Genomic DNA, 24,019 nt, shown 5'->3' on the forward strand with positions numbered 1-24,019 from the left:
GTTCGCCCGCTACGCGGGTCTTCCATGTTCCCCGGCCTGGTGGCGGCGTTGCTGCTCCTGTTCGCGGCTCCGGCGGGCGCGGCCGATGATGCCCGCCTGGCGCTGGAACGTTTCATGGCCGGCCTGGAGACGTTCTCCGCGGAGTTCACCCAGACGGTCAGCGACGAGACCGGTTTCACCCTGCAGGAATCCGAAGGGGTGATGCATCTGGGGCTTCCCGACCGGCTGTACTGGGAAGTGCACGAGCCGTTTCCGCAGGTGGTGGTCAGCGACGGCCGTGAGCTGTGGACGTTCGAACCGGATCTGGCGCAGGCTACGGTGCGCCCGCTGGGCGACGCGCTGGAGGCCACGCCGATCGCCGCCATCAGCCAGCCGGATCGGCTGGAAGAGCACTTTCGCACGCTGATCCTGCCGGTGCCGGATGGCGAGGCCCTGCGGCTGCTGCTGCTGCCGCGCGACGAGCATGCGGACTTTGTGCGCATGATGCTGGATCTGACCCCGGACGGCGACCTGGTGCGCATGCAGTTCGAGGACCTGTTCGGGCAGGTCACCGACGTGCGTTTCAGCGCCAGCGAGCGCAACCCGGAGCTGGATCCGGACACCTTCCGCTTCGAGGTGCCCGACGGGGCCGACGTCTACCGGCCCTGACCCGTTCCCGGCGGGGTTACAATTCCGGCATGAGTGACGACCTGTTCGACAACGACCTGTTCGGGGACGATCCCGCCGGCGGCCCGGAGGCCGACCCGCCGGCCCAGCCGTCATCGCAGTCCGCAGCTGCGGTAACGACCGTGGATCCCGCCGCCCCGCTGGCCGAGCGCATGCGCCCGGCGCGGCTGGACGAGATGGTGGGGCAGGACCACCTGGTGGGCGCGGATGCCGCGCTGCGCCGCGCGATCGAAAGCGGTCAGACCCCGTCGATGATCCTGTGGGGGCCGCCCGGCTGTGGCAAGACCACGCTGGCGCGGCTGGTGGCCGAGGCCGGTGCCCAGCGGCTGGTGACGCTGTCGGCGGTGCTGGCCGGGGTGAAAGACGTGCGCGCGGTGGTGGATGCGGCGAAGACCCGGCGGCGCAATGGCGTTGGCACGCTGCTGTTCATCGACGAGATCCACCGCTTCAACAAGGGGCAGCAGGACGCCCTGCTGCCGCATATCGAGGACGGTACGCTCACGTTCGTGGGTGCCACCACCGAGAACCCGTCGTTTGCGCTGAACAGCGCGCTGCTGTCGCGCGCCCGGGTGTACCGCATGGAATCGGTGGGGGAGGCGGCGATCGAGGACCTGATCGGGCGCGCCCTGGCGGACGCGGAGCGCGGTCTGGGCGGTCGCGGGCTGAGCCTGGCCGACGAAGAACGCCGGCGCCTGGCGGGGGCGGCCGACGGCGATGCCCGGCGCGCCCTGAACTGGCTGGAAACCGCCTCGGACCTGGCGAGTGACGGGGTGATCACCGGCGAGGCCCTGCGCGCGGTGATGGGGGCCCAGTCGCTGGCCATGGATCGCCAGGGCGATGCGTTTTACGACCAGATCTCGGCTCTGCACAAATCGGTGCGGGGTTCCGATCCCGACGGGGCGCTGTACTGGCTGGTGCGCATGCTGGATGCCGGCTGCGACCCGGACTATCTCGGCCGGCGCCTGTTGCGCATGGCCTACGAGGACATCGGCCTGGGCGCGGTGGGGCTGGGCCAGCGGGTGCTGGCGGCGTGGCAGACCATGGAGCGCCTCGGCCGCCCGGAGGGCGACCTGGCCCTGGTACAGGCGGCGGTGGAGCTGGCCGGGGCCCCCAAGAGTAACAGCACCTATGCGGCCCTCGGACAGGCGCGGGCGGCGATCGCGGAGACCGGCAGCCCGGAGGTGCCGCTGCATCTGCGCAACGCCCCCACCGAGCTGATGCGTCAGGAAGGCTTTGGTGCGGGCTATCGCTACGACCACGACGAGCCCGACGGGGTGGCCCGCGGCCAGACCTATCTGCCGGAACTGCTGCTGGACCGGCGGTTCTACACGCCGAAACGGGCCGGCACCGAACGGGTGCTGGCGGAGCGGCTGGACGCCCTGCGGGGCGACGGCCGGGATGACGGCTCCGGGGACCTCGGAGTGTAGCCGGATGCCCGGACCGCGCATGGCAACGACACCGCGATGATGAATTCGCGACCCTCGCGCCGCTGGCTGCCGGTGGCGGCGATCCTGCTCCTGCTGACCCTGGCCTGGCTGCTGTTCACCGGGGAGGTCCGTCCGCAGGATCTGCGGCTGGAGGACCTGGAGCGCTGGCTGGCGGGGTTCGGCGCGCTGGCCCCGCTGGTGTTCACACTGGCGTTCGTGGTCCTGGCCCTGCTTCCGTTGCCGAGTACCGCCTGGATTCTGCTGGCGGGGGCGTTGTTCGGGCCGCTGTACGGGGGGCTTGTGAGCCTGCTGGCGGCGACCCTGGCCGGGGTGATCGCCTTCTGGGCGTCGCGGTATTTTCTTTATCCCTGGGTGGCGCCGCGCCTGGGGCCGCGCGGACGCCGCCTGTGTGCCGACGTGCGCGAGGAAGGATGGCGTGTGGTGGCTCTGACCCGGCTGGTCCCGGTGTTTCCCTACGCGCCCACCAACGTGGTCCTGGGCGTGACCGGCATCCCGGTGGGCGTGTTTGCTCTCACCACCGTCATCACGCTGATCCCCAGCCTGTTCGCCTACGCCTGGCTGGGGCACAGTGCGCGCGAGGCGGTGAACGGGGCCGAGGGGCGGGTGCAGCTGGGCCTCGCCGTGCTGGCGGTGATCGCCATGACCCTGCTGTTGCCGCGCTTCGTGCGCCGCCTGTGGCAGGGTCAGCGGGGTGCGCCGGAGGCCTGATCCGCCCTCGGGCCGGGTGGTTTCAGTCCGTGCCGGTGGCCTCCACGCCGGGCCGCCGCGGGGTAAAACCGGTGTCGGGGTAGCCGAGGTGATGTCCCTGGGCGTAGTCGATGCCGATCTCGCGTACGGCCTCGAGGACCTCCGCGTCTTCCACGAATTCGGCGATGGTGCGCATTTGCAGGTCGCGGGCCAGCGCCGCGATGCTGTTGACGAAGGCGCGGTCGCGCGGGTCGCGGGCCATGTTGCGCACGAAGTCGCCGTCGATCTTTACGTAGTCGATGGGGAAGCGCTTGAGGTAGTGGAACGACGAGAAGCCCGAGCCGAAGTCGTCCACCGCAAACAGGAAACCCTGTTCCTTCAGTGCCTGCACGAAGGTCTCCAGCACGTTCAGGTTGGACACGGTGTCGCGCTCGGTGATCTCGAACACGATACGCGTCGGGTCGATGCGGTAATCGGTTGCCAGGGTGCGCACCTTGCCGATGAATTCGCCGATGATCAGCGCGCGCGGCGACAGGTTGATGAACAGCAGGCCGTCGTAACCGGTCTCGTGGATGTGGCGGAAGGCCTGCTCGATCAGCAGGTAATCGAGCTGGTGCATCACGCCCATGCTCTCGGCGGTCTCGATGAACTCGTTGGCCGGCAGCAGCCTGCCGCTGGATTCGATGCGCATCAGCAGCTCGTGGATGGCGGTTTCGCCGGAGCGGACATCCACGATGGGCTGGAACACCGGCACGATGCGTTTTTCCTCCAGGGCCTGCATGATCATCATCCCGGTCTCGCCGGCCTCGCGGAACACCTTCGCCACCTCGTCCTCGTCGGGCAGGCAGACTGCGTTTTTCCCTTCGCGTTTGGCCTTGTACATCATGTTGTCGGCCACCAGGAATACGTCGCGGGTGCTGTCTCCGTGCTCCGGGTAAACCGCGATGCCGATGCAGGTGGTGGCGCGCACCCGGGTGCCGTCGGGCGCGGTCAGGGCCAGCTCGTCGGTGGCCTCGGTCATCCGCACCGCCAGTTCGTGCGCGGCTTCGGCGCCCGTCTCGGGCAGGATCAGGGCGAATTCGTCGCCCCCGTAGCGCGCCAGGATGTGCTCGTTTTCCACCGCGTTGCGGATAGTGTCGGCATACGCCTGCAGGAACCGGTCGCCGAAGGAATGCCCGTAGCGGTCGTTGATGGTCTTGAAGTTGTCGAGGTCGACGACCATCACCGCGAACGGGTAGTCGTGACTGGCGGCCCGCTTGAGCTCGTAACCGAACAGTTCCCAGAACACGCGCTGGTTGTAGAGGTTGGTCAGCGGGTCACGGGTGGCGTAGTACTCGAGGTCCTGGGTGTACTTGTAGATCGCCTTCACCGAGCCGACCAGGTTCAGCAGGGTCGACAGGATGCTCTCGATCACCACGTGCCGGACCGGGTCGCGCACCAGATCGGACTGGACCCCGATGCCGACCACGCCGCCAATGCGCGGGGTTTCCAGCATCAGGGACTTGGTCGCCAGTTCGATCTCGCTGGCGTCCAGCTCGTGCAGGTCGGTGTGCGGATCCGCCACGTTGTGTTGCACGGTGATCCGAGCACCCTCGACGAAGTCGTCGTTCGCGCGGATGCGCCGGGTTGCCAGCTTCTCGAAGGTGCGGCGGGTGGCCTCCGGCGGTTCACTGCGCCAGAAGATCTCCAGTTCGTAGTGGTCCTCGTCCGCCTTGAACAGCGTGAACAGGGTGTAGGCGTCGATGATGGTGTTGATCTCGTTGAGCAGCACGCTGATGTATTCGCGCCAGTCCCGCACCACGTCGGAGGTGATAATGAACTTGTCCAGCAGCTTCAGTTCGAATTCCAGGATCTCCTTGTCTACCGCCACGCCGTGCAGCTTGTGCACCAGCTCGTCGACCTGGCGCACGACCTGATCCAGCTCGACGAATCCGGTGCTGATGGATCGCGTCTCCAGGCGGTTGAGATCGCGCACCGAATTGATGCTGCGCACCTGGTTCTGAAAGCGGCGTACCGAGCGGCTGATCGGCCCGGTCGCCCAGGCGGCCAGCAGGACCGCGGCCAGCAGCGTGCCGGCGCCGGTGGCGAGGAAGGTCCACAGGTGCTGCCCGCGGGCGTCCACCAGGGCCTCGCCCATGTCCTGGCGGACCTCCATCACGCCCAGCACGTCGCCGGTGTCGGCATTGCCGTGGCACTGCAGGCAGGCCTGGCGGGCACGCAGGGGAAAGGTGTAGCGGACCTCCTCGTTGGCCGAGGAGCTTTCGATCTCCCCGGTTTCAAACGCCCGCCGCACCCGGGCGTCGCGTTCCGGCTGTTCCACCTCGCCGTAGACCTCGGACACCTTGTCGCCGCGGAACAGGTCGAGTCGCAGCGGTGTGCCCTGGAAGGACTCCTCGATCCCGGCCGAGAATTCCTCGAGCTCCTCGCGGGTCCAGCCCTCGCTCATGATCTGGAACATGGACGCGAAGGTCTGATGGGCGATCCCGCTCGCGGTCTCTTCGGCCTGCCGGGTCATGGTCCGTTCGTAGATGAGCGAGGACGTGACGCCCGCAGTCACGAACACCAGCAGGGCGACCCCCATGATGGCGGTCACGATGAAATGGCGCAGGCGCAGGGTGCGGCGTGGCTGAACCGGCTCGGAAGGCTTCGGCATGCAGTCCTCTGAGGGAGCTTTTCGGATGAACGGGTGTGGCGATCCCGTCAAACCCTGCACTTTGCGGGGGAAGAGGCGGCCAGGTTGTGAGCTGGATCAAGGTTTTTCGGAGAGAATGCGATCGGCGATGTTCCCGGCCGGGCCGATCTCGCCGTGGGGAAGGTCGCCGTCGGGGTCGAGGATCCACGCGGTGATATCCGCGTGGGTCTGTCGTGCCCCGGAATAGCGGGTGAGCAGGTGGTAGCCCTCGGGATAGAACACCGCCCGGTGCCCGGGTCCGCCTTCGGCCAGCGTGCGCAACAGGTCCGCCACCGGTTCCGGCGGGATCAGGTCGTCGCGGCCGCCGTAGAGCACCAGGCTCGGAGGTGGCAGGTCCGGGGCGGCGGCACGTGCGCGGTCCATCAGGGTGGTGAGGCCGTCCAGGCTGTCCATCCGGGCATTGGCACGTACCCAGGGGTCGCGCCGCAGGCCGGCGGCCACCACCGGGTCGTCGGTAGGGCGAATATCGAGGTGCGCGGCGTCTTCCGGGGACAGCCGCAGGCCCGGGAACAGCCGGGTGGAGGTCCACAGGGCCATCCGCTGATACCAGGGCAGGGCATCGCGTGCCCAGACGGCCGGGGCGATCAGGACCGTTCCGGCGACCGGCGGTGCCGGCTCGCCGGTGACCGCCAGGGCCGCCACCGCCGCGCCCATGCTCTTGCCGACCATAAGCGGGCGCAGGTCCGCGTAACGTTCGTCCAGGGCGTGGAGCAGGGCGCGGGCGTCGGCGGCCAGGGCCGCGTGGCCGGCCCAGTAGCCGGCCGAGTCGGTGCGGCCGAAACCGCGCTGGTCCGGGGCGTAGACCGCAATGCCGCTGGCGGCCAGCGGCCGTGCAAGGGCGTGCATGCTGCCGCCGTAGTCATTGAAACCGTGCAGGGCCAGGATCACCCGTTCGGGCTCGCGCGGACCCCAGCGGCGCAGTGGCAGTTCGGTTCCGTCGGGCATCCGGGCCAGACCCTGTTCCAGCCGCGCGGGCTCGGGATTCTCGGTGGCCGGTGCGGGAAGGCCGGCGGGCGTGGCGGCGCAGCCACCGAGCAGCAGGCCGAACAGCAGTGCCGGGATGAGGCGGGCGAGGCGAGTCATGCGCGCTCCGGAGGCGGGCGGGGGTCAGGGCTTGCTGCGCAAGTCCAGGTCATAGAGGTTGTCGCCGCCCAGCCGGAACTCGCGAAACGGTGGCCGCAGCGCCCGCGACAGCGAGTCGATCGGGGGCAGGGTGATACCCGGGCGGCCGGAGCCGATGATCATCGGGGCGATGGTGAGATGCAGGCGATCCAGGGTGTCCGCGGCCAGGAAACGCGAGACGGTACGCCCGCCGCCCTCCACCAGCAGGCGGTTCAGGCCGCGTGCCTCGAGGTGGTCGCGCACCCGGCGGGGGGCAAAGCGTTCGCGCTGTTCGCCGTCGGCCATGATCGTCTCGACGGGCAGCTCCGCGCGTTCCACGTGGGCCGGCAGGTGATCGGGGGCATGCCCGGGCTTGTGCAGGACCAGGGTGGTCGGCCCGCCGGCCGCGAACACCTTGTGATCGGCCGCGAGGCGGCCTTCGGGGTCCAGCACCACGCGCAGCGGATTGCGGCCCTCGACGTCGCGCACCGTCAGCTGCGGGTCGTCGCTGGCCACGGTGCCGGCGCCCACCACGATGGCATCCACCAGGGCCCGCAGTCGGTGCAGGTGGCGGATGTCCTCCGGTCCGGTCACGTACTGGGAGTGCCCGGTATGCGTGGCGATCCGTCCGTCGAGGCTCTGTCCCAGCTGGCCGATGGCGATGGTGTCGGGTTCGAGGATCGGGCCGTAGAGGTCCAGGACCTCGTGCGCGGCCGGGGCCAGCGGGCCCGGCAGGGGCTGGCAGGCCGCATTGTCACAGCGGGTCAGCAGCCATCGCCAGGCCCGCGCTTCGGTGATGATTTCTTCGCTCATGGCTTCTCCCCGAGCAGGGTTTGGGGACGGCGGCGGGGCAGTTGGGGTAGTCTGACCGTTCGAGGAGCTAACTTCATCAACCCGACTCCGTATGGAAGTACCCGATGCACAACGCCGATCGCGGGATCTTTGACCTTCGCCGGGGCCATCCGATTCGTGTCAGCGGTTCCGGAACGGATGTCCTTGCAGCGGCCGTCGAGGGCCTGACACCGGGACAGCTCGATCGTCTGACCGTGATGACCGGCGGACGGCCCCGTCTGATTCTAACCCCCCACCGGGCGTCGGCAATGGGCTGGCCGCAACCGCTGGAAGAAGGCTGGGAAGGCGTGGCGCTGCAGCCGACCGGCACGGTGGATCCGGAATCGCTGTTTGTCCTCGCCAGCGCGCCCGAAGGCTCCGATGATGCCAGTTCCGCCGCCCGCCTGCTGGAAGGCGCGGTGCTCCAGCGCGCCGGCGAGAGCGAGGCCGCCGCGCTGGAGCTGGTGCGCGCCGGTCGGCTGCTGCCGGCGGTGGTGACGTCGTCCATCCCCGATCCGGAGCCCGAGGCGATCGCCTCCGCAGTGGCCGACGGCATGCTGCTGGACGTGGACGCCGCGCAGGCGCGCGAGGTGGCCGAGCATCCGCGCCTGGAGCTGGCCCATGTCAGCGAGGCCCCGGTACCGCTGGCGGACGCTCCGGTGACCCGGTTCATGCTGTTTCGCGAGGGCAACGGGATCCAGGAACACGTGGCGGTGGTGATCGGCGAGCCGAGCCGCTGGCCGGACCCGGTGCCGGTGCGCCTGCATTCGGCCTGCCTGACGGGCGACCTGTTCGGCAGCCTGCGTTGCGACTGCGGGGATCAGCTGCGTCGCGGGGTCAAGATGATCAACGACAGCGGCGGCGGGGTGCTGCTGTATCTCGCCCAGGAAGGGCGCGGGATCGGCCTGGCCAACAAGCTGCGTGCCTACACCATGCAGCACGCCGGGATGGACACCATCGACTCCGACTGCCAGCTCGGCTTCGGTGCCGACGGGCGCCGCTACGAGGCGGCGGTGGAGATGCTGGAGTTCCTCGGGATCGACCGTGTGCGCGTGCTGACCAACAATCCTGCCAAGATCGACGCCCTGCGTGCCGGCGGGATCGAAGTGGCGTCGCGCGAGCCGGTGCATGGCACCGTCAACCCGCACAACCTGCGCTATCTCAGCACCAAGGCGGACCGCGGCGGGCACTGGCTGGAAGAACTGCTCGCCGCGGAGGCCAGCCGCGGCTAGCCTCCACGCGGGACGGGCTCAGGCGCCCTTGATCTGATCGTCGCGCCAGGCGTCGAGGAAGCGCTGCTGCGACTCGGTCAGGGTGTCGAGGCCGATGCCCAGGGTCTCCAGCTTGAGTTCGGCCACCTCGCGGTCGACCTGATCGGGGACCGGATGCACGCCGGGCTCCAGCCCCGCCGCGCGCTCGACCAGATGGCAGGCGGCGACGATCTGCATGGCAAAGGTCTGATCCATCACCTCCGCCGGGTGGCCCATGGCGGTGGGCGTTGCCAGATTCACCAGCCGCCCCTCGCAGACCAGATGCAGGCGGCGGCCGTCGGCCAGGCGATACTCCATGATGCCCGGCCGCGCTTCGTGCGGCGGCTCGACGCTCAGCCCCGCCAGCGCCTCGGCGTCGATCTCCACGTTGAAGTGGCCGGCGTTGGCCAGCAGCGCGCCGTCGGCCATCGCCTCGAAGTGCTCGGCGCGGATCACGTCGCGGTTGCCGGTGGTGGTGATGAAGATCTCGCCCCAGGCGGCGGCCTCCAGCATCGGCATGACCTCGAAGCCGGCCATGTGGGCGCGCAGCGCCTGGCGCGGCTCGATCTCGGTGATCGCTACCCGGGCCCCCAGTGCCCGCGCCTTGCCGGCGATGCCGAGACCGCAGTCACCAAAGCCGGCTACCACCACCTTCTTCCCGGCCAGCAGCAGATTGGTGGTCAGCAGCAGGTTGGTGAGCGAGGACTCGCCGGTGCCGTGGATGTTGTCGAACTCGTGCTTCATCGGTGTGTTGTTCACCGCATAGGCGGGGAACGGCAGGGCGTCGGCGCGCGCCATCGCCTGCAGCCGCTGCACGCCGGTGGTGGTCTGCTCGCACATGCCGATGAAGTCGTCGAGCAGCGCCGGGCGCTGGTGGACCAGGCGCGCGGTCAGTTCGGCCGCGTCGTCGAGGATGAAGCGCGGGGCATGATCCAGGGCCTGCAGGTGCAGGGCTTCCAGCTCTTCCTCGGAGACCCCGCGCCGGGCGTAGCCGGTGATGCCGTCCTGCTCGTTGAGGGCGGCGACCACGTCGTCCTGGCTGGAGCCCGGCTCGCTGCCGGTGAACACCACCTCGGCGCCGGCGGCGGCGAGCGTCTCGACGAACACGCCCGTCTTGGCCTCCACATGGGAGCAGACACCCAGGGTAATGCCGGCCAGCGGCCGGCTCCGGCCGAGGCGTTCGCGCAGGGCGGCGTGCACCGGCATGTGCTCCCGTGCCCAGGCGAGTTTCTGGCGACCCTGTTCGATGTCCGCGGCCATGACGTCCTCCCGTGAATGCGAAAGGCGCGAGTGTGCCGCGCCCCGGTGGGGACGTCCACCGTCGTCAGAGCAGGGCCACCACGAGGATGGCCACCAGGCCCAGGGCGAGAAGGCCGAGCATGACCACGGGCGAGGCCCCCGCGGCATGCTGCGCCGGCCGGCCCGCGCGGCCCTTGAAGGTCATCGCCAGGGCATGCGAGGCGGCATCGAGATGAGCATGCAGTTCCGCGTGCAGGCGCCGCGACCGTTCTTCATCGAGGGGTTCGAGAATCCGGCCGTCGATCCGCGCCCGGCCGTTGTCGAAGCCGACGGTCACGATATCCACCGGCCAGTGGCGTTCGGCGCGGAACAGGTCGACCAGCGCGGTCTGCGCGCTGGGGCTGGTCCTGAGGGCCTCGTGATCCGCTGCAGAGGCGGCGCTAATGCGCACACGCCGGGTCAGCCGTGAATCCGGCAGGGGGCGTTCCAGCGGCCCCAGCAACGGGCGCAGCAGGCGCTGCCACCAGCGCCGGCGCCGGAGGGTCAGACGAAGGTCCGGCGGGGCGTCCTGCTCGATCCGGAGCAGGTCGCCGGACGCGGTCACCTGCGACGGGGTCCCGGGGGGCGCGCCCGGTGCGGGCCCGGGCAGGTCCGCGCGCAGGGGGTCGGGGTGCCCGGGCGGATGCATGGGTGAATGCATGGGTGAAGGTCTCTCCGATTCAGCATCTTGGCCAGACCTTGAGGGAATTCACACGGCGGAACAATACACCCAATGGGCCATTCCGTTAGCCGGGCGTGAAACCGCGCGGCCCGCGCCGCGTCGGGCTACTGCATGACCCAGTTGCCGTAGACATCGCGGCAGGCGGTGCCGGTGATGGTCTCCGCTTCGCCGTCGATGGTCGCCAGGACTTCGTATTCGCGGCACGGGCGGCCGTCGCGTTCATAGGTACGTTTCGGCGTCGCCCGGTACTGCTGTCCGGTGTTGGGATTGCGCCACTCCCGGGTTTCGCGGTCGGGGGCGGTCTCCAGGGTCTGCTGCACGCGCATGCGGTCGACCTCGTCCATGGAGCGGCCGATGGCACCGCCAATGGCCGCACCGGCCAGGGTCCCGACGATGGTGGCGGCCATCTGCCCGCGGCCGCCGCCGATCTGGCTGCCGATGACGCCCCCGGCAGCACCGCCGATGACCGCGCCAGTCTGTTCGCGGGTGGGTGGATGGGTGCAGGCGGCCAGGGCCAGGGCGGTGCCGCCGACGATGGTGACGATGAGGGACTGGCGAACGAAGTTCATGGTTTTCTCCCCACGGCCGCCGACCGCGCCGCGTGAATGCGGACCTGCAGCCTTGACGTGCCGTTGTAATGGTTCCATTCAGGAGACCCCGCAAGCTGTATCCGGGTTCCCGGCGGCCACGGATCCCGTGCATCCGGTTCCAGCGCATTGAACCAGATCCCCTGCAGGTCGCCATCGGCCGTCTCCAGGCGCAGCCGCAGATGGCGTCCGTCGCCCATCCGGCGCAGGCCGCGCAGCTCGCCTTCCCAGACGAACACCGGGCGCGGGAAACCGCGACCCCAGGGGGCGAGGGCGTCGATCTGCTCGAGGGTCCCGGCCGCCAGGGCACGCGGGGACGGGCCCTCGCCATCGATCTCCAGCACCGGGCCGGGTGTCCAGCCGTGCTCGCGCTGGCTGTCGGCACAGGCCCGTTCCCACGCATGGGCCAGGCGTTCGCGGTCGGCGCGGGCCAGCGTCAGGCCGCCCGCCTGTGCATGGCCGCCGTGTTTCTCCAGCAGGTCGGGTTCGGCGGCGGCCATGGCCGCGAATGCATCGGCGACATGGAAGCCGGGCACCCCACGCGCGGAGCCGGTCACCCGCCGGTCGCACTCCCACACCGGCGACACGCAGAGCACCGGCAGCCCCCGGGCCTCGACCATGCGCGAGGCGATGATGCCGTGTACCCCCGGGTGGCCGTCGGGCAGCCACAGGCACAGACCCGAGACCCCGCGGGCGGCGGCCCGGGCGGCCTCCTCGCGGGCACGCACGGTGAGCTCGCGCTCGATGCGGCGCCGGTTTTGGTTCTCTTCGTCCAGCAGGGACCACCAGTGTTCGGCCTCCGCCTCATCCTCGGCCAGCAGAAAACGGACCCCGGCCATCGCCTCGTCCAGGCGGCCGCGGGCGTTGATGCGCGGCCCCAGGCCGAAGGCCAGGTCGGATTCGTCCAGCGGGCGCTCCCCGCCGGTGAGCCGCCGCGCCGCGACCCGCCAGCAGGGGCGGGTGTCGTCGGCGTTCATGCGCCGCAGGCCCTGATGGACCACCACCCGGTTGTTGAGGCTGTCGCCCAGCGTCACGCAGTCGGCCACGGTGCCCGCGGCCACTTCGGCCAGCAGGTCGATCAGCAGCGTGCGTCCGGCGGGGTCCTCACGTCCGGTGTCCTGCTGGCGCAGGCGGTGGACGCGCATCAGCAGCAGCCAGGCCACCATGCAGCCGGCGATCGCGGGGTCGCCATAGCGGCTGTCGCTGCGCGCCGGACTGACGCAGGCCAGGGCCGAGGCGGGCACGCCGTCCGCCGGGATCACGTGATGATCGGTGACGATGGTGTCGATGCCGGCGGCCCGCAGGCGGGCGATGCGCGCCTCGTCGCCGGAGCCGTTGTCGGCGGTGATCACCAGATCGGGCCGGGGGCGGGCGGCGAGGATGCGCTCGGCCAGGGCGTCGGACAGGCCGTAGCCCTCGCGCAGCCGGTGGCCGATCCAGGACTGCAGACGCGCCTCCGGGTGGCCCAGTACCCGGGTCAGGCCGCGATACAAAAGCGCGTGACTGGTGACCCCGTCGACGTCGTGGTCGGTTTCCAGGGCCACGGTCTCGCCGGCCTCCAGCGACCGCAGGATGCGCCGCGCCGCCGTATCCAGATCGGGCAGGGCGTCGGGGGGTGTCAGGGCGCGCAGCGGGCGTTCGACAAAGCCGGCCCGCAGGACATCCGGGTCGGTCTCGCTCACCCGGGCGGCGATCAGGCGGGCCTGCAGCGGGGTCAGTCCGGCCGCGCGCGCCGCGGCCTCCACGTCCGGGTCCGGCCGGCGTCGGCTCCAGGCCGGCTCCGGCGGCGGCACCAGGTTCTGATCAGGCAGGGGGTCCGTGCTGGACATCGGGGCACCGCGACTGCGGGTCGTCGGGAAACGGGCGCACAGGATAGAGGGCGCGGCGCGTGCCGGGAAGTGTCCCGTCCGCGGGCAGGGCAACGCCCGTCCCGGACAGTGACCGGGTCCGTCAGCGCGCGGGTGCTGCCGCGGGCCACAGGGCCGGCCACAGGCGCAGGGTCAGCAGCGCCAGCCCGGCCGTGGCGAGGGTGATCCCGGCGGCGGCCAGTGCCGGCCCGACGACCCAGCCGCCGATGGCGGTGACGGCCGCCCCGGCGTTGAGCAGGCCCCACTGGGTCCAGGACCACGGGCCCGCGCGCACCGGCCGCTCCATGAAACGCGGGATCATGTGTTCCGCCAGTCCGGCGATGAACGGGGTGATAAACCCGAGCAGGAAGACATGCAGCACACCCGGCCATGGCCCGTCGGGTGGCAGCAGGCCGCCGTGCAGCGCCAGCAGGCCCCCGGCGATCGCCAGCCACACGACCGCGGACAGCAGATGGGCGCGGCTGGCCGGCGCCAGGGCGATGCCCACCGGCGCCGAGTGGCCGCTGCGCTCGGGCGTACCGGCCACGATTTCGCGCGCCTCCTCCGGACTCTGCACACCGACCCCGCGCAGTTCGCCGTCCACGACCAGTGCGGGGACGGTCTTCAGGCGCAGCCGCTGGACCAGTTCGCGGCCTTCGGGCGTGCCCATGTCCACCACGCTGAAGTCGAACTCGCGTTCCGCCGCGATCCGGCTCCATACGGCCTCGGCCGAATCGCAGGAGGGGCACCACTGAGAGACAAGAAGCTGTACGCGCATTCGTGCCTCGGGGATCAGTCGGCGCAGCGCATGCACTGGACGCCGTAACGTTCGATCCACTGTTCCAGCGACTCGCGGGCCCGCTCCCCGGTGTACAGGTGCTCGCGCGCGGTCTCCGGGTCGTCCGGGCGCAGGCGCAACAGCCAGGCGTCGTCGTAAGGGGCCCGGTTGACGAGATCGGGTCGGGCCGTCACCGCGGCGTTGACCTCCTCGATGGTGCCGTCGAACGGTGCCGGCACCCCGCCGGCCCATTTGCCGGATTCCAGCCGCGCCAGCGTCTTGCCGCGCCTGCGGTGGGTGCCGGGTCGCTTGAACGTGGTGTACTGCAGCCGTCCGGCCATGGTCTGTGCCGGATCGGTCAGCCCCAGGATAAAACTGCCGTCGGCGTCTTCGCGGGCCCACAGGTAATCCAGGTCGTAGTAGAGATCCTCGGGGATCTCGCAGCCGCGATATTCGCTCATGATCAGGCCTCCCCGGGACCGCGCCGGCGCACCGTGAGCAGGATGTTGAGGGTGAACAGCAGCATCGCCGCCCAGGTCAGCAGGCCCCCCGCGAGCACGATCTCGCGGCTGCCGGCCAGCCAGCCGGCGGCCATCGCCGGCAGTCCGGCGTTGGCCAGCACGAACTGGGCATCGGCGGTGCGCTCGGAAAACAGGTTGCGTCCCGAAAAGCGGGGCAGGGCATGGAGGCCGATCCCGTAGATCATCATGGTGACGAAGCCCAGCAGCATCAGGTGGGCATGCAGGCGCACCGCATCGCCGGTGATCGTGCCCGGCGCCAGCAGCCAGAGGACGGCCACCCCGCCACCGAGCAGGGCATAGACGAGGGCGATGGTGATGAACAGACGGTTGCGCGTCAGCACGCGTATCTCCATTTTAAAGATATATTTGTAAAGAATCATAAGGCGGGGCTGTGTTTCGGTCAACACGCCATAAAAAATGACTTTAAGGAATGCAATTTATCCGGTTGGCTGTTAGAACTTGCATATAGAAAGCATAGTTATGTAGCGTTCGCGGCTCCACCTGAATACCAAGGAACGTCTGCATGCTGGAATCCGGGACCCGCGAGATCGTCAAATCCACCGTGCCCGTGCTGGCGGAGCACGGCGAAACCATCACCCGGCGTTTCTATGCCCGGATGTTCGAGGCCCATCCGGAGCTCAGGAACGTTTTCAACCAGGCGCATCAGGCCGCGGGGGAACAACCGCACGCCCTGGCCCGGGCGGTGATGGCGTGGGCCGAGCACATCGACGAGCCGCAGGTGCTGGAAGACACCGTGCGCCGGATCGCCCACAAGCACGTGAGCCTGCGAGTGACCGCGGATCAGTACGCGATCGTCGGCGAACATCTGCTGGGGGCCATGGGCGAGGTTCTGGGCGAGGCGGCCACACCGGAGATCGTCGGGGCCTGGGAACAGGCGTACTGGGAGCTGGCCCGGATCCTGATCGACGCCGAACAGTCGCTGTACGATGAACAGGCCGCGCAGACCGGTGGCTGGACCGGCTGGCGGCGCTTCCGCATCCACAGCAAGATGCCCGAAAGCCGCGAGATCACCTCGTTCGAGCTGGTGCCGGAGGACGGCGGCGCGATTCCCGAGCACCGGCCGGGGCAGTATGTCTCGGTCCGCATGGATCTGCTGGAGGAGGGCATCGTTCAGCCGCGGCAGTATTCCCTGACCCACCCGCCGGGCAGCGACGCCCTGCGGATCTCGGTGAAGCGGGAAGCCGGCAACGGCGCTCCGGATGGCCGGGTGTCCGGTCGCCTGCACGACGCGCTGGGCGAGGGCGATTGCGTGGAGGTCAGCGCGCCCGCCGGCGACTTTGTCCTGCCGCCCGGCGAGCATCCGCTGGTGCTGGTCGCCGGGGGCGTCGGGATCACCCCGCTGCTGTCGATGCTGCACGAGCTGGACCGGGCGGGGATGCCGCGTCCGGTGACCCTGCTGCACGGCGTGCGGGAACGCGAAGTGCGGGCGTTCACGGGGGAAATCGAAGCCCTCCGGGCACGCCATCCGGAACGCCTGAAGGTCGCTGTGTTCCTGGAGGATGGCGATGCGCGGGAGCCGGACGAGTACGCCGGGCGCGTCGATCCCGCGCGGCTGGCACCGGACATGCTGCCGCCCGCGGCGGAGGTGCGGGTGAGCGGCCCGTTGCCGTTCATTCGTGATCAGCGCGATCGTCTGACAGATGCCGGTATCCCCCCGGAACGGATCTTCCACGAGGTGTTCGGGCCCGACGTGCTCTAGGGAAACACTGATCAATGTACACGTTCGCGCTCGAGTCGCTTTTGCGTGCGAACAAGGCGCGGCGACCGCCGTGCAGTCATTCTGCACAAGGGAGCCGCAACGCCGTGCGCGCGCCCGTTTTTGATCAACAACGGGCGGCCGAGCCCCTTCGGGGTTGGCACCCCAGGTTCCCCGATCCTGCGTTTCGGCCCTTGCCGGTAGAACCACTACCGGCTGCGCACCGCGCCTTGTCTCGGAAAACCTGGGGTGCCAACGCGAACGTGTACATTGATCAGTGTTTCCCTAGTGACACCGGTGACACGGAGGTGACGGGCGCGATGTTCGACGCGTGCCGGCGGGTGCGGGTATGCTGAATTAGTTAAAGCTAATACAAGGGCCGGCCCCGGCGTTGCGCGCGGGCCGGCCTTTCTGCAAGAGGTCGGTGCCATGCAGCTTACCCGCCATACGGACTATGCACTGCGCGTGCTTCTGTTCGTGGCCGTGCAGCCCGAGGGTGGCCGCACCACGGTCTCGGAGATCAGCGAGCGCTTCGAGGTCCCGCGCAACCACATGGTGAAGATCGTCCACCGCCTGGGGCGGCTCGGCTATCTGACCAACCGGCGTGGCAAGGGCGGCGGGATCTGGCTGGCGGTGGCGCCCGAGGAGATCAATCTGGGCGAGGTTGTGCGCAACATGGAGCCCACGCTGGACGTGATCGACTGCACCCGGCCATGGTGCCCGGTCGCGCCGGCCTGCCGCCTCAAGCCCCTGCTCGACGAGGCGCGCGACGCCTTCCTCGCCGTGCTCGACCGCTACACCCTCGCCGACATCGTGCGCAACGAAGCCCGTCTGCGAACCCTGCTGCAGATCGAACCGCACCCCCCCGACGCCGGCTGAGCCGACCCGCCCATAAAAAAGGGCCCTCCGGATGGAGGGCCCTCGGGGGTCTGCCCGGGCTGGCCGGGCAGCGTGCGGCTTAGTTGGAGAAGTAGCGCACGTTGGGGTCGGCCATGTAGGCGCCCACGTCTTCCGGGTCGGCCGGGGTGACGCCGTCGATCAGGTCTTCCTCGGTGTAGTCGGTATTCGGCAGGAAGATGGCGCAGGTCTCGACCTTCGCCCCGTTGTTGATCAGGTTCATCAGCAGCTGCTGGGCGTTGCGGTCGGCGGGCTGCATGGTCGGGCCGTCAAAGTCGTTGGTCGCCATCTTGGCGGCCGGGCCGCACAGCAGCACGCGCACTTCCTGACCCTGACCCATGGCCTGGTTGCTCAGCACCATCGACATGAACTGGGTGTGGCTGTCACCGGAGGTGAGGCTGGAGAACATCTTCGAGGGTTCGTCGGCCTGAACGGCGCTGGCGCCGGCAAAGGTCAGGACGGCGGCGGCAGCGAGGGTCTTCATGGTACGCATGGGGTACGTCTCCCGTTTGGGTGGTATGTAAGCGTTTTCGAATGTAGTTTAATGCTTATATGGAATGCAAATCAGACTGCGTCCATATGTCGATTGCGTCGCATCGGGTGATTCGTTGTTCGGGCGGATTCCCGGCGGGTGCGGCATGCGGCTCCTTTCGGGAAGCTGGCCTGTCGCCGGAATCTCTCCGGTATATGGGGGACGGGGAAAGAAGTTCCCGGGGCGGCGGCGGAACCGTGAACCGGCCGATGCTGTCATCCTGTATTCAGAGCGACTGGGGAGGACGTAATGCAGGAGACGCTGGACAGGACGAACCGGCGCGGCGTGCGCGACCGAGCAATCGGGGTGCCGGCGCGAACCGCGATCATGGGGGCGCTGCTGCTGACGCTGCCGGCCCTGGCCGGTGCGCAGATCGAGACCGCGCCGGCCGAGGAGGGCGTCGGGCCGTGGACCGAGGAGGCGCCGCCGCTGGTGAAGCTGGAGCGATTCTTCCGCGACCCGGAATACGCCTCCGCGCGGATCTCCCCGGACGGCGATCGTGTCGCCTTCCTGCGACCGTACGGGGGGGCGATGAACATCCATGTCGTGGCGCGGGGCGAGCCGGTCGAGCGGGCGCAGCCGGTCACCACCGAAGAGCGTTCCATCTCGGGCTTTTTCTGGTCGCGCGATGGCGAGTACCTGCTGTATGCGCGCGATGCCGACGGCGACGAGGACTTCGAGATCCGGGCCCTGCAGGCCCCGGTCGAGCCCGACGCCGAAGCCGGTGAATACCCCGAATCCCGTCACCTGGCCGGCGGGGACGGTGTGCGTGCACGCATCTTTCACGTGCCCCGGGAGGCCCCGGGGGAACTGTTCGTGGGGCTGAATGACCGCGATCCCCGCCTGCACGACGTCTACCGGGTCGACATCGCCTCGGGCGAGCGGGAGCTCGTGGCGGAAAACACCGCGGAGATCGAAGGCTGGCATTTCCACGAGGGCGAGCTGCGCAAGGCGACGCGCACCACCGGTGATGGCGGGAGCGAGATCCTGCGCGTGGATGGCGAGGATGATTTTCGGCAGGTCTACGCCTGCGAGTTCGGCGAGAGCTGCTCGCTGGCCGGCTTCCACGCGGACGGCGCCAGGCTCTATATGCGCACCAACGCGGGCGCGGATCGCGACCTGAGCGAGCTGGTCCTGTTCGACCCGGATTCCGGCGAGGAGACCCGGGTGCACCGCGACCCGGAAGGTGAGGTGGATCTCGGTCGCGCGCTGTTTTCCGACGATGACCACCGCCTGCTGGCCACGCAGTACACCGGCGACCGGCAGCGGATCTACGCGCACGACGAGCAATTCGAGCAGGCGCTGGACTGGCTGCGTTCGGAGCTGGGTGACGCGGAGCTGTCGTTCTCCTCGCGAACCCGTGACGAGAACGTGTGGACCGTGGGCGTGCAGCGCGACGTCGATCCCGGCAGTGCCTGGGTGGCGGATCTGCGCGAACGCGAACTCGAACGCCTGTATCGCACCCGGCCGGATCTTCCCGAGGACGTGCTGGCGTACATGGAGCCGATCCGTTATGAAGCCCGCGACGGGACCGAGATCCCGGGCTACCTGACCCTGCCGCGCGGGGCCGGGGCCGAGGATCTGCCGCTGGTGGTGATGCCGCATGGCGGCCCCTGGGTGCGCGATACCTGGGGCTACAGCGGACAGGTGCAGTTCCTCGCCAACCGTGGTTACGCCGTGCTGCAGCCGAATTTCCGCGGTTCCTCCGGTTTTGGCAAGGCGTTTCTCAATGCCGGCAACCAGGAGTGGGGCACCGGCGTGATGCAGCACGACGTGACCGACGGGGTGAAACATCTGATCGACGAGGGCATCGCCGATCCGGACCGGGTGGCGATCTACGGCGGCTCCTACGGGGGTTACGCAACCCTGGCCGGGCTGACCTGGACCCCGGAGCTCTACGCCGCCGGGGTGTCGATGGTGGGGCCGTCCAGCCTGATCACCCTGATGGAGTCCATCCCGCCGTACTGGGAAGCGGGGATCAAGCGCATGCACGGTCGTGTGGGTGACCCGGACGATCCGGAGGACCGCGAGCGGCTGAAGGAGCAGTCGCCGCTGTTCCATGTTGACCGCATCGAGTCGCCGCTGCTGGTGGCCCAGGGGGCCAACGACCCGCGCGTCAAGCAGGCCGAGTCGGACCAGATCGTGGTCGCGCTGCGCGACGCCGGGCATCCGGTGGAGTACCTGCTGGCGCTGGACGAGGGCCACGGTTTCGTCAACGAGACCAACCGCCTGGCGTTCTTCGCCGGGCTGGAGGGCTTCCTCGCCGAGCACATCGGCGGGCGTCGCCAGGCGGAATACCCCGAGCCGGTACAGGAACGCCTGGAGCTGCTGCGTCAGGACATCGACGAGGTCGAGGCCCCGTGAGCGCCGGCGATGGCCGCCGCCCGGGCCTGGGGCCCGAAGATGTCGAGGTCCTCGAACGCGAGACGCTGTTCGAGGGCTTCTTCCGCATGGCCCGCTATACGGTGCGCCACCGGCTGTTCGGCGGTGGCTGGAGCCGGCCGCTGACGCGCGAGCGCTTCGAACGCGGACATGCGGCGGTGCTGCTGCCCTACGACCCGGTGGCCGACCGTGTGGTGCTGATCGAGCAGTTCCGCATCGGCGCGCTGGAGAAACCGGCGGGCCCCTGGCTGCTGGAGTTCGTCGCCGGGGTGATCGAACCGGGCGAGGAGCCGGAAGCGGTGGTGCGGCGCGAGGCCTTCGAGGAGGCGGGGGTGAACCCGGCGCGCATCGAGTTCGTGCAGGAGGTCTATGTCAGCCCGGGCGGCAATTCCGAGTCGCTGCGGATCTATTGCGGCGAGGTGGACAGCCTCGGTGCCGGGGGCGTGCACGGACTGGATGCCGAAGACGAGGACATCCGGGTGTTCACCGTGCCCTTCGACGAGGCGATGCAGCTGCTCGGGGACGGGCGTATCGACTCGGCGGCTCCGGTGATCGCGCTGCAGTGGCTGGCACTCAATCGCGAGCGGCTGCGGTGCGAATGGGGAGCGGGCGCCCGGGTGGATGAGCCGCGTCGCTGAAGACTCCCCCGCCCGGACCGGGTTGCGTTGACGCATGGCCGGAGGCTTCCGGATAATCCCCGCTCGAGACAAGGGCGCAATCGCCGTCCGGGGAGGATACGTGGCGCAGGAATACCTGCTCCGCCTGTACGTGACGGGGCAGACGGCCCGGTCCGCACGGGCACTGGCCAATCTGCAGGCCATCTGTGAAGAGGAACTCCAGGGACGCTATCGGATCGAGGTGATCGACGTGCTCGAAAATCCCGAGCGCGGCGAGAACGAGCGCATCGTCGCCACTCCCACCCTGATCCGTGAGCTGCCTCCCCCGATCCGCCGCATCATCGGCGATCTCTCCGACCGCGACGAAGTGCTGCACGGGCTGGAGCTGGTGTCACCCGGGCAGCGGGAGTCCCTGCAATGAGCGCGGACGCACTGCCGGGGATCGACAAGCTGGCCACCGGGATCCCGGGTTTCGACGCGATTGCCCGGGGCGGTCTGCCCGAGGGGCGCACCACGCTGGTTGCCGGTACGCCGGGCAGTGCCAAGACCGTGTTTGCCGGCCAGTTCCTGGCTGCCGGTATCCAGCGCGACGACACACCCGGCGTGTTCGTGACCTGCGAGGAGGCGCCCGCGGACCTGCGGCGCAATTTCGGCGCCTTCGGCTGGTCGATGGCGGACTGGGAAGCCGACGGGCGCTGGACCTTCGTGGACGTGTCGCCGGATCCGGACGAGGAGACGGTGGAGGCCGGCAGCTACGACCTCGGGGCCCTGGTGGCGCGCATCGAGCATGCGGTGGAGCGCAGCGGGGCCCGCCGTCTGGCGATCGACTCCCTGGGCGCGATGTTTTCGCGCTTCCCGGATACGCGCCAGGTACGCCGTGACCTGTTCCGCATCGCCTCCCGGCTGAAGGCCCTGGGCGTGACGGCGGTCATGACCGCCGAACGCGAGACCGAATACGGCCCCGTTGCCCGTCACGGGGTCGAGGAGTTCGTCGCCGACAACGTGGTGATCCTGCGCAACATCCTGGAGAACGAAACCCGTCGGCGGACGCTGGAGATCCTCAAGTTCCGCGGTACGCAACACCAGAAGGGCGAGTACCCGTTCACCATCCTGCCGGAGGGCGGGCTGATCGCCATCCCGCTGTCGGCGATGGAGCTGACCCAGCATTCCACCGACGTGCGCACGACCTCCGGCAACGACGAGCTGGACCGGATGTGCGGCGGCGGTTTCTACCGCGACTCGATCGTGCTGGTGTCCGGTGCCACCGGTACCGGCAAGACCCTGATGGCGACGGAGTTCACCGCGGGCGGACTGGCCGCCGGCGAACGCTGCATGCTGTTCGCCTTCGAGGAAAGCCGCGAACAGCTGATGCGCAATGCGCGCGGGTGGAATGTGGACTATGCCCCGGCGGAGGGGGCCGGGAACCTGGCAATCCGCTGCGATTACCCCGAGGCCGCCGGGCTGGAAGACCATCTGGTCCGCATCAAGCAGGAAATCGACCGTTTCCGCCCGGACCGGGTCGCGCTGGACAGCCTGACCGCGCTGGAGCGGGTGGCCAGCCCGCGCGGTTTCCGCGAATTCGTGATCAGCCTGACCTCGTTTATCAAGGAGCGTCAGATCGCCGGACTGTTTACCGCTTCTACGCCGTCGCTGATGGGCGGCGCCTCGGTGACCGAGGCGCACATCTCCACCCTGACCGATTCCATCATCGTCCTGCGCTATGTCGAGATGCGCGGCCGGGTCCATCGCGGTCTGGCCGTGCTGAAGATGCGCGGCGCGGGCCATGATGCCGGGATCCGGTGCTTTAACATCGACGATCGCGGTATGCATATCGGCCAGCGCTTCAGCGGCGTGGAGGGCATCCTCGAAGGGCATCCCGTGCATGTGCAGCAAGGAGACGAGGACACATGATGCCGAATCCGGACCTTTCGATGCCCCCGGCCGCAGTGCCCGGCGCCGTGCTGTGGGCGGGCGACGGGGGCGGCGACTTCGCCGGCTCCGGTCCGTCGGGCGATGGCCTGCGGGCGATCCTCGAGGCCTCCGCCGATGCCATCATCGTGGTGGACTCGGCGGGCGTGCTGCGGTATGCCAACCCGGCCGCCAGCCGGCTGTTCGGGCGCGACCTGCAGGCCCTCAGGGGCACCGGGTTCGGTTTCCCGACGGCTCCCGGACGCACCGAGATCGACGTGCTGCCTCCCGGCGAGGCCCCGCGCGTCGCCGAGATGCACGTGACCGCCCTGAGCTGGGACGGGGATGACGCCAGCCTGGCGATCCTGCGCGATGTCACCGAGCGCAAGGCCATGGAAGACGAGCTGCGCCTGGCGGCCCAGGTATTCGAGAACGCCTCCGAGGGGCTGCTGATCACCGATGCGGGGCAGCGTGTGCTGAAGGTGAACCCCGCCTTCATGTCCATCACCGGGTACCAGCCCGGCGAGGTGCACGGACGGCCGATGGGCGAACTGCTGGATTCCGAGCATCAGGACCCGGCCCTGCTGGAAACCATCGAAGCCGCGGTGCGCAGCGCCGGCCGCTGGGAGGGCGAGCTGGTCAAGCGGCGGCGCGACGGCGGGCCCTGCTACACCTGGACCACGGTGGTCGCGGTTCGCGGCGAGATGGGGCAGCCGACCCATTTCATCGTGACCTTCGAGGACATCACCCGCTGGAAAGAGGCCCAGCAGCGCCTGGACCATCTGGCGCACGCCGATCCGCTGACCGACCTGCCGAACCGCACCGCCTTCCATCAGCATCTCGATCTGGCGCTGGGGCAGGCGCGGCGTCATGGAGATGTCGTGTCCGTACTGTTCGTGGATCTTGACCACTTCAAGCCCGTCAACGACGCTCTGGGCCACGCGGTGGGGGACGAGATCCTGCAGGCCGTGGCCGCACGCCTGCGCGAGACCGTGCGCGAGAGCGATCTGGTCGCGCGGCTGGGCGGGGACGAGTTCATCGTGCTGGTGCGGGACATCCGGCGCGAGGCCGATGCGGGAATCGTGGCCCAGAAGGTCATCGACGCACTACAGGCTCCGTTTTACGTGCGCGATCACGAGGTCCACATCGGGTCCAGCGTGGGCATCGCCATGTATCCGGATGATGGCCACGACTGTGACGGCCTGATCCACCAGGCCGACCAGGCCATGTATCGCGCCAAGGATCGCGGGCGCGGCCTCTTCGCATTCGCGAGCGAAGTCGGAGACAAACCGTCCCCGAAGCCGCCCCGGGGAGAGTCGACCGACTGCGCCTGAGCCCGGCCGCGGGGTTGCGGGATTCCGTCAGGCCGGGCAGGACTCGTCCGGGATCCTGCGCCGGTCGCCTTCATCGTCGCGTGCCTTGGCGGGCGTGCCGACCGTCTCCAGTGGGGTCGCCGAGCGTTCGGTATCGGCGACGGCGGAGCCCGCCCCGGTGATGAACAGGCCCAGTGCGGCCGCACCGGCGACCGTGATGGCGGTGTAGCGGGTGTAGCGATGGTTCATGACGCGCCTCCCGTGTTCCCTGCCCCGGAGATCGCT

23 protein-coding genes are annotated in these 24,019 nt (G+C 69.3%); 11 read left to right on the top strand and 12 right to left on the bottom strand.

Annotation, left to right across the window (positions count from 1 at the left end; genetic code table 11):
- The first annotated feature begins 24 nt into the window (after positions 1-24).
- The 3 genes from lolA to B1A74_RS04440 are packed head-to-tail and all read left to right on the top strand — an operon-like array spanning position 25 to position 2,822.
- Positions 25-648: an outer membrane lipoprotein periplasmic chaperone LolA gene (gene lolA / locus B1A74_RS04430; RefSeq protein WP_077243882.1), complete on the top strand. Its 624-nt coding sequence runs from the start codon at positions 25-27 to the stop codon at positions 646-648.
- Between the two features lie 29 nt (positions 649-677).
- Entirely contained in the window at positions 678-2,093 is a 1,416-nt protein-coding gene (locus B1A74_RS04435; RefSeq protein WP_077243883.1) for a replication-associated recombination protein A, read from the top strand.
- Between the two features lie 39 nt (positions 2,094-2,132).
- A complete protein-coding gene (locus B1A74_RS04440) occupies positions 2,133-2,822 on the top strand; it encodes a TVP38/TMEM64 family protein (RefSeq protein ID WP_244269168.1) in 690 nt (229 codons plus the stop codon).
- Between the two features lie 22 nt (positions 2,823-2,844).
- Here B1A74_RS04440 and B1A74_RS04445 read toward each other — a convergent pair whose 3' ends face one another.
- The 3 genes from B1A74_RS04445 to B1A74_RS04455 all read right to left on the bottom strand — a co-directional run bounded on the left by B1A74_RS04445 (position 2,845) and on the right by B1A74_RS04455 (position 7,407).
- Complete coding sequence (locus B1A74_RS04445; RefSeq protein ID WP_077243885.1) at positions 2,845-5,454, bottom strand: putative bifunctional diguanylate cyclase/phosphodiesterase; 2,610 nt, start codon at positions 5,452-5,454, stop codon at positions 2,845-2,847.
- Between the two features lie 96 nt (positions 5,455-5,550).
- The gene (locus B1A74_RS04450) at positions 5,551-6,576 is read right to left on the bottom strand and encodes an alpha/beta fold hydrolase (RefSeq protein ID WP_077243886.1); all 1,026 of its coding nucleotides are present in this window, start codon (positions 6,574-6,576) and stop codon (positions 5,551-5,553) included.
- A 24-nt stretch (positions 6,577-6,600) separates the two neighbouring features.
- The gene (locus B1A74_RS04455; RefSeq protein WP_077243887.1) at positions 6,601-7,407 is read right to left on the bottom strand and encodes a RibD family protein; all 807 of its coding nucleotides are present in this window, start codon (positions 7,405-7,407) and stop codon (positions 6,601-6,603) included.
- A gap of 104 nt (positions 7,408-7,511) precedes the next feature.
- Here B1A74_RS04455 and ribA point away from each other — a divergent pair, with 104 nt between their 5' ends.
- Positions 7,512-8,657 (top strand): GTP cyclohydrolase II RibA, encoded by a 1,146-nt coding sequence (gene ribA / locus B1A74_RS04460; protein WP_018946195.1) that lies wholly within the window; start codon positions 7,512-7,514, stop codon positions 8,655-8,657.
- 18 nt (positions 8,658-8,675) lie between these two features.
- Here ribA and B1A74_RS04465 read toward each other — a convergent pair whose 3' ends face one another.
- The 7 genes from B1A74_RS04465 to B1A74_RS04495 all read right to left on the bottom strand — a co-directional run bounded on the left by B1A74_RS04465 (position 8,676) and on the right by B1A74_RS04495 (position 14,709).
- On the bottom strand, positions 8,676-9,935 hold the full coding sequence (locus tag B1A74_RS04465) for an adenosylhomocysteinase (protein WP_077243888.1): 1,260 nt from the start codon (positions 9,933-9,935) through the stop codon (positions 8,676-8,678).
- A gap of 64 nt (positions 9,936-9,999) precedes the next feature.
- Positions 10,000-10,614, bottom strand: coding sequence for a hypothetical protein (locus tag B1A74_RS04470; RefSeq protein ID WP_244269165.1), 615 nt, complete (start codon positions 10,612-10,614; stop codon positions 10,000-10,002).
- Positions 10,615-10,739: 125 nt separating this feature from the next.
- Positions 10,740-11,204, bottom strand: a complete 465-nt coding sequence (locus B1A74_RS04475) for a glycine zipper 2TM domain-containing protein (RefSeq protein WP_018946192.1) — start codon at positions 11,202-11,204, stop codon at positions 10,740-10,742.
- A complete protein-coding gene (locus B1A74_RS04480) occupies positions 11,201-13,051 on the bottom strand; it encodes a single-stranded-DNA-specific exonuclease RecJ (RefSeq protein WP_077243890.1) in 1,851 nt (616 codons plus the stop codon). Before B1A74_RS04480 ends, B1A74_RS04475 begins: the two co-directional genes overlap by 4 nt.
- 121 nt (positions 13,052-13,172) lie before the next feature.
- Positions 13,173-13,847, bottom strand: a complete 675-nt coding sequence (locus tag B1A74_RS04485; RefSeq protein ID WP_244269166.1) for a thioredoxin family protein — start codon at positions 13,845-13,847, stop codon at positions 13,173-13,175.
- Between the two features lie 14 nt (positions 13,848-13,861).
- Positions 13,862-14,308 (bottom strand): biotin/lipoyl attachment domain-containing protein, encoded by a 447-nt coding sequence (locus B1A74_RS04490; RefSeq protein WP_077243892.1) that lies wholly within the window; start codon positions 14,306-14,308, stop codon positions 13,862-13,864.
- Positions 14,309-14,310: 2 nt separating this feature from the next.
- Positions 14,311-14,709 carry a hypothetical protein gene (locus B1A74_RS04495; protein ID WP_077243893.1) on the bottom strand — a complete coding sequence of 133 codons (399 nt, stop codon included), beginning with the start codon at positions 14,707-14,709 and terminating at the stop codon, positions 14,311-14,313.
- A gap of 182 nt (positions 14,710-14,891) precedes the next feature.
- On the opposite strand from B1A74_RS04495, the gene hmpA reads away from it, so the two are divergent.
- Entirely contained in the window at positions 14,892-16,088 is a 1,197-nt protein-coding gene (gene hmpA, locus B1A74_RS04500; protein WP_077243894.1) for an NO-inducible flavohemoprotein, read from the top strand.
- A 426-nt stretch (positions 16,089-16,514) separates the two neighbouring features.
- On the top strand, positions 16,515-16,964 hold the full coding sequence (locus tag B1A74_RS04510; RefSeq protein WP_077243895.1) for an Rrf2 family transcriptional regulator: 450 nt from the start codon (positions 16,515-16,517) through the stop codon (positions 16,962-16,964).
- Between the two features lie 79 nt (positions 16,965-17,043).
- Here B1A74_RS04510 and B1A74_RS04515 read toward each other — a convergent pair whose 3' ends face one another.
- Entirely contained in the window at positions 17,044-17,475 is a 432-nt protein-coding gene (locus B1A74_RS04515) for a DsrE family protein (RefSeq protein WP_018946187.1), read from the bottom strand.
- Between the two features lie 288 nt (positions 17,476-17,763).
- On the opposite strand from B1A74_RS04515, the gene B1A74_RS04520 reads away from it, so the two are divergent.
- The 5 genes from B1A74_RS04520 (at position 17,764) to B1A74_RS04540 (ending at position 23,755) form a co-directional block, all read left to right on the top strand.
- On the top strand, positions 17,764-19,878 hold the full coding sequence (locus B1A74_RS04520) for a S9 family peptidase (protein ID WP_077243896.1): 2,115 nt from the start codon (positions 17,764-17,766) through the stop codon (positions 19,876-19,878).
- Complete coding sequence (nudF, locus tag B1A74_RS04525; RefSeq protein ID WP_077243897.1) at positions 19,875-20,534, top strand: ADP-ribose diphosphatase; 660 nt, start codon at positions 19,875-19,877, stop codon at positions 20,532-20,534. Before B1A74_RS04520 ends, nudF begins: the two co-directional genes overlap by 4 nt.
- Positions 20,535-20,634: 100 nt before the next feature.
- A complete protein-coding gene (locus B1A74_RS04530; RefSeq protein WP_018946184.1) occupies positions 20,635-20,934 on the top strand; it encodes a circadian clock KaiB family protein in 300 nt (99 codons plus the stop codon).
- Positions 20,931-22,424: a circadian clock protein KaiC gene (gene kaiC, locus B1A74_RS04535; protein WP_077243898.1), complete on the top strand. Its 1,494-nt coding sequence runs from the start codon at positions 20,931-20,933 to the stop codon at positions 22,422-22,424. The genes B1A74_RS04530 and kaiC overlap by 4 nt, the downstream gene beginning before the upstream one ends.
- Entirely contained in the window at positions 22,421-23,755 is a 1,335-nt protein-coding gene (locus B1A74_RS04540; protein WP_077243899.1) for a diguanylate cyclase domain-containing protein, read from the top strand. Before kaiC ends, B1A74_RS04540 begins: the two co-directional genes overlap by 4 nt.
- 27 nt (positions 23,756-23,782) lie before the next feature.
- On the opposite strand, the gene B1A74_RS04545 is transcribed toward B1A74_RS04540, so the two are convergent.
- Positions 23,783-23,983: a hypothetical protein gene (locus tag B1A74_RS04545; RefSeq protein WP_018946181.1), complete on the bottom strand. Its 201-nt coding sequence runs from the start codon at positions 23,981-23,983 to the stop codon at positions 23,783-23,785.
- Between the last annotated feature and the right edge of the window lie 36 nt (positions 23,984-24,019).

The organism is Thioalkalivibrio halophilus, from assembly GCF_001995255.1.
Taxonomy (GTDB): domain Bacteria; phylum Pseudomonadota; class Gammaproteobacteria; order Ectothiorhodospirales; family Ectothiorhodospiraceae; genus Thioalkalivibrio; species Thioalkalivibrio halophilus.